This is a genomic window from Streptomyces odonnellii (genome assembly GCF_000981895.1).
Classification (GTDB): Bacteria; Actinomycetota; Actinomycetes; order Streptomycetales; family Streptomycetaceae; genus Streptomyces; species Streptomyces odonnellii.
On sequence record NZ_LATD01000137.1, the window covers coordinates 1 to 4,151 of the forward strand.

At 74.2% G+C, this 4,151-nt stretch carries 4 protein-coding genes and 1 pseudogene; 4 read left to right on the plus strand and 1 reads right to left on the minus strand.

Annotated features, from left to right (window positions below):
• From WH07_RS14420 to WH07_RS14435, 4 genes and pseudogenes are all read left to right on the plus strand, one after another.
• A pseudogene (locus WH07_RS14420) lies at nt 1-691 on the plus strand (NYN domain-containing protein); the annotation flags it as partial.
• Between the two features lie 206 nt (nt 692-897).
• Complete coding sequence (locus WH07_RS14425; protein WP_046500263.1) at nt 898-1,914, plus strand: ABC transporter ATP-binding protein; 1,017 nt, start codon at nt 898-900, stop codon at nt 1,912-1,914.
• A 40-nt stretch (nt 1,915-1,954) separates the two neighbouring features.
• The gene (locus WH07_RS14430; RefSeq protein WP_046500264.1) at nt 1,955-2,791 is read left to right on the plus strand and encodes an ABC transporter permease; all 837 of its coding nucleotides are present in this window, start codon (nt 1,955-1,957) and stop codon (nt 2,789-2,791) included.
• A 34-nt stretch (nt 2,792-2,825) separates the two neighbouring features.
• Nucleotides 2,826-3,464 (plus strand): hypothetical protein, encoded by a 639-nt coding sequence (locus tag WH07_RS14435; RefSeq protein WP_046500265.1) that lies wholly within the window; start codon nt 2,826-2,828, stop codon nt 3,462-3,464.
• 145 nt (nt 3,465-3,609) lie between these two features.
• Here the strand turns inward: WH07_RS14435 and ybaK are convergent, their stop codons facing one another.
• Nucleotides 3,610-4,113, minus strand: coding sequence for a Cys-tRNA(Pro) deacylase (ybaK, locus tag WH07_RS14440; RefSeq protein WP_046500266.1), 504 nt, complete (start codon nt 4,111-4,113; stop codon nt 3,610-3,612).
• Nucleotides 4,114-4,151 lie beyond the last annotated feature (38 nt).

The following is a 4,151-nucleotide window of genomic DNA, read 5'->3' on the forward strand; positions in this document are numbered from 1 at the left end:
GGAGGCGGAAGCGGCGGCGGAGGCCAGGGCGCGGGCGAGCGGGGGCCGCAATGGGGCGTCCGCGGCGGCGGGGGCGTCCGGGGCGGGCGTCGAGCAGGGGGCCGCGGAGAGTCATACGGACGGCCATGCGGACGGCCATGCGGCGGGGACCGGCGGGAGGAGCGTTCCCACGCCCAAGGATCTGGCGGGACTGCGCGGGCCCGGGCCCGCGCAGGGACAGGCGTCCGGCCAGTCCGGGGCCGGGCAGGCGGCGCAGCAGGCAGCGGGCGCGACGCTCCGCTGGTCCTCCGACAAGGGGTGGGTCGAGCGCCCCGGCGGCGGTACGGCGGGTGAACCGCCGGAGACCGCGTCGCTGCCGACACTGGCCCAGCTCACCAGCGCGGAGCAGCGCTGGGCGGACCGCGAGGAGGACATCACCACGGTGGGCGGGGACCCGTTCGAGGTCGGGCAGGTCTTCGCGCGGCGCTGGATGGAACGGCTGCCGGACGCGAGCCATGTGCAGAAGCTGTCGGTGATGTACCCGCGGGTGCCGCACCGTATCGACGGGGAGCTGCTGCGGTACGCGGCGCGGTTCGGACTGCTGGCGCACAAGGACGACCAGATCGACGAGCACGACCGGTATGCGATCCGAGCCGGGTTCTGGCGGGAGATCGACGTACGAGCGGCGGCGGACAAGGCGCCGCAGGGGTAGGCGGCGCGGCTGCTTGGCCGGGTCCGTCCGGCCGGTCGGTTCGTCCTCTGCTCGGCCGGGTCCGCCCGGCCGGTCGGTTCGTCCTCGATCGCCGGACGGGCTTGATCTGGCCGGACGGCACCGATCGCGCACCACGGTGCGGGGTGCCCGGCCAATTCGGTTCGGTCGTGGTGCGCAAAGCGTGGTGCGCAAAGCTGACCCAGGAAATGGGGTGCGGCCGGGACCACGTATGGTCGTCTTTCGTGAGTACGGTGTGCGTGGTGCGCGATTTGGTCAAGACGTACCCCGCCGCGCGCGGTCGACGGGGCACCCCCGCCACCCCGGCGGTCCGTGCCACCGACGGGATCTCGCTCGATGTGCGGCGCGGGGAGATCTTCGGGCTGCTCGGCCCCAACGGCGCCGGCAAGTCCACACTCGTACGGCAGCTCACCGGGCTGATGCGGCCCGATTCCGGCGAGGTCGAGGTCCTCGGACACGATCTGGTGCGCCATCCCGAGCGGGCCTCGCGGCTCATCGGTTATCTCGGACAGGAGTCCACCGCGCTCGACGAGCTGACCGTCGCGCTCGCCGCCGAGACCACCGGCCGGCTGCGCGGTCTCGCGCTGCGGGCCGCGCGGGCCGAGCGGGATGTGGTGCTGGAGGAGCTGGGGCTCACCGGGATCGCCGGGCGGCCGCTCAAGAAACTGTCCGGCGGGCAGCGGCGGCTGGCCTGTTTCGCCGCCACGCTGGTGGGCGAGCGGGCCGTACTCGTACTGGACGAGCCGACCACCGGGATGGACCCCGTCGCGCGGCGCGCGGTGTGGGCCGCGGTGGACCGGCGGCGGGCCGAGCACGGCGCCACCGTGCTGCTCGTCACCCACAATGTGATCGAGGCGGAGACCGTGCTGGACCGGGTCGCCGTGCTGGAGCGCGGCAAGGTCATCGCCTGCGACACCCCGTCCGGGCTGAAGGAGCAGGTCGCCGGCGAGGTCCGGGTGGAGCTGGTGTGGCGCGAACGGGCGCCGCTGGACGTGCCCGAGGTCGCCGCGCTGCGCGGTTCCGCGCAGGAGTCGGGGCGCCGATGGGTGCTGCGGCTCGCCCCGGACGAGGCACGCGCGGCCGTCGCCGCGATCACCGGCGGCGCCGCCTTCGCCGCGCTGGACGACTTCACGCTTGCCACGCCGAGCCTGGAGGATGTGTACCTGGCACTCGGCGGACGGACGAAAGGGCTGGTGAAGGCATGAGCGCCGCCCTCGGGTACGGAGCGAACAGGAGCAGCGCCAGGTGAGCATCGTGCCCGCGGAGGCCGTGTCCGGGCGGCCGGGAACAGCGGCGGACACCCCGAACCGACCGGATCCCGCCGAGCCCGCGCCGCTCGCGCCCCGGGCGCGGCTGCTGCCGTCGCTCTCCGCCGTCTACCGCGCGCAGCTCTCCCGGGCACGGGTCGCCCGGATTCCGCTGCTCTTCGTGGCGACCTTCCAGTCCGTCGGGATCATGGTCCTGATGCGGGGCGTCGTCGACGGCGGGGCCGAGTCGCGTGCGGTCGTCGCCGGGTCGAGCGTGCTGGTCGTCGCGTTCGTCGCGCTCAATCTGCTCGCCCAGTACTTCGGGCAGCTCCGGGCCAGCGGCGGCCTCGACCACTACGCCACCCTGCCGGTGCCGCCCGCCGCGGTGGTGCTGGGCGCGGCGGGTGCGTACGCCTCGTTCACCGTGCCCGGCACCGTTCTCACGGCCGTCGCGGGAAGCGTTTTCTTCGAGCTGCCCCTCACCCATCTCTGGGTGCTGGTCGCGGTCATCCCGCTCTCCGGCGCGGCCCTCGCCGGGCTCGGCGCGGTGCTCGGGCTGCTCGCGCCGCGCCATGAGGTGGCCACCCTGCTGGGTCAGCTCGGCATGTCCGCGGCCCTGCTCCTCGGCGTACTGCCCGCGGACCGGCTGCCGGGGGCCCTGGTGTACGCGCGCGATCTGCTGCCGTCCACCTACGGTGTCGAGGCGCTCGCCCGTACCTTCGACGCGCGCCCCGACTGGGGGGCCGTGGGGCTCGACCTCGCGGTGTGCGCCGCCGTCGGTGTGTTCTCGCTGGCCGTGGCGACCCGGGCGTACCGGCGCGCGGCGGTCCGATGAGGCATGACGGGGCCCGGCCTGGCACGATGGCACCGTGACCGCACCTCTGACACCGCCTCACCAGCCGCCGCACGACGATCCCTGGCAGTCACCGCCGGCCGGGGGCATGTCCTTCGCCGCGGACGGCGGGGAGAAGGGCACATCCGACACGAAGCCCGAGCTGCGCCAAGCGGTGGTGGTGCTGATCGCGGTCGCGTTGTCGGGGGTGGCGCTGGGGCTGCTGTGGCTGTGGCTGGCACCGCGGGTGCCGCTCATCTCGGACGCCACGGCGGTCTTCCTCAAGGACACGGAGGGCGAGGAGGCGATCGCGGCGGACGGAGTGTTCCTGCTGCTGGCCCTCGGTTTCGGTGCGGTGAGCGGCGCGCTGGTGTTCCTGTTCCGCAGGCGCGGCGGGATCCCGCTGGTGATGGGGCTGGCGCTCGGCGGACTGCTGGGGGCGGTGCTGGCGTGGAAGGTGGGCACATGGCTCGGCCCCACGCCGGACGTGGTGGCGCACGCGAAGGCGGCGGGTACGGGGGTCACGTTCGACGCGCCCCTCGAACTCAACGCGAAGGGGGCGCTGCTGGGGTGGCCGGTGGCGGCGCTGGTGGTGCACCTGGCCCTGACGGGCCTGTTCGGGCCGCGGGATCCCGAGCCGGTCCCGGACTGGACATGGCCGTCGCGGGACGTATAGACGCGGTGCGCGGTGCGGGTGTTTTCGCCGGACCCGCCCGCCCGGCCGGTTCGTCCTCAATCGCCGGACGGGCTTGATTTCGCGGCCGGAGCGCGGTGCAGGGCGGGACCGTACCGGACGGGCTTGTTCTGCCGGTCGTGTCGGGCTATGAACGGCCGATGGGGGCCACGGTCGCTGACGTCAGCGTCGCCAGGTCCTTCGGGGACAGCTCTACCTCCAGGCCCCGGCGGCCCGCCGAGACGCAGATCGTGGGGTGCGACTCCGCGGACTCGTCCAGGACCGTGCGGAGGCGCTTGCGTTGGCCCAGGGGCGAGATGCCGCCCCGGACGTAGCCCGTCGTACGTTCCGCCGCCGCCGGGTCCGCCATCGCCGCGCGTTTGCCGCCCACCGCGGCGGCCAGCGCCTTGAGGTCGAGAGAGCCGGCGACCGGGACGACCGCCACGGTCAGTTCGCCGTCGACGTCCGCCACCAGGGTCTTGAAGACGCGGTCCGGGGAGACGCCCAGCGCCTCGGCGGCCTCTTCGCCGTACGACGGGGACGCGGGATCGTGCTCGTACGCGTGGAGGGTGTACTCCGTACCCGCCGCGGTCAGCGCGACCGTCGCCGGCGTGCCTCCGGACTGGGACTGCTTCTTGGGCTTCTTCGCCAAGGCGGTGGTTCCTCGCGTCGATCGGGAAGGGGCGGGCG